The sequence below is a fragment of the Acidovorax sp. KPB24-03 genome (assembly GCF_057546605.1).
In genome coordinates, this window is record NZ_BAAJYR010000701.1 from 1 (window position 1) to 1,175 (window position 1,175).

Annotated in this window: 1 protein-coding gene; it reads left to right on the forward strand. The window is 70.2% G+C overall.

Annotated features, from left to right (window positions below; genetic code table 11):
- Positions 1–149: 149 nt before the first annotated feature.
- A partial coding sequence (locus AC27KI_RS25325; RefSeq protein ID WP_487116551.1) for an ABC transporter substrate-binding protein occupies positions 150–1,175 on the forward strand: 1,026 nt, incomplete at its 3' end.

Sequence of the window (1,175 nt, forward strand, 5' to 3'; positions counted from 1 at the left end):
GCCCCCGGCCGGGCCCGGGGTGTAGTAAAAAGCCTGTTGGCCGCCGAGGGCGCGCGCCGCTGGCCGATCCACCCCGCCGATCCGATGCCGCCGCCCGCCCCTCGCCTTCCGTCCCGCCCCTGGTCTGTTCCTATCCGGAGAATCCGCCCATGCTGAACCGTCGCACCGTCCTCGCCACCGGCGCCCTGGCCACCGTGCCGCTCGCCGCGCCCCTGCAGGCGCTGGCCCAGGGCAAGAAGGACGCCGTCACCCTCGCCATGACGCTGGAGCCCCCGGGGCTGGACCCGACGGCCGGCGCGGCCTCGTCCATCGGCGAGATCACGCTGTACAACGTGTTCGAGCCGCTCACCAAGATCAACGCGGACGGCAGCGTTTCGCCGCTGCTGGCCGAAAGCTGGGAGGTCTCGCCCGACCTCAAGACCTACACCTTCAAGCTGCGCGGGAACGTCAAGTTCCACAACGGCGCGCCGTTCAACGCGGCAGCCGTCAAGTTCTCGTTCGAGCGCGCGGCGGGCGACAAGAGCACCAACAAGGACAAGCGCACCTTCGCCAACCTCACCACGCAGGTGGTGGACGACCTCACGGTGGTGGTGATCAACAAGGACATCGACCCCGACCTGCTCTTCCTGCTGGGCCAGGCCACCGCCGTCATCGTGGAGCCGGGCAGCGCCGACACCAACGCGACCAAGCCCGTCGGCACCGGGCCGTACCGGCTGGAATCGTGGAGCAAGGGCGCCTCGGTCACGCTGGCGCGCTGGGACGGCTACCGCACGGCGAACGCGGTGCACATCCGCCGCGCAACCTTCCGCTTCATCTCGGACCCGGCCGCGCAGGTAGCGGCGCTGATGGCGGGCGACGTGGACGCGTTCCCGCGCGTCACGCCGCGCAGCGTGGCGCAGTTCAAGGCCAACCCGCGTTTTCAGGTGATCGTGAGCGGCTCGCGCGCCAAGACCATCCTGGCCATCAACCAGCAGAAGAAGCCGCTGGACGACGTGCGGGTGCGCCGCGCCATCGCGGCCGCCATCGACCGCAAGGCCGTGATCCAGGGCGCCGGGGATGGCCTGGGTGTGCCGATCGGCAGCCACTACGTACCGGGCGCCTTCGGCTACCTGGACACCACCGGCATCAACCCCTTCGACCCCGAAAAGGCGAAGAAGCTGCTGGCCGAGGCCGGC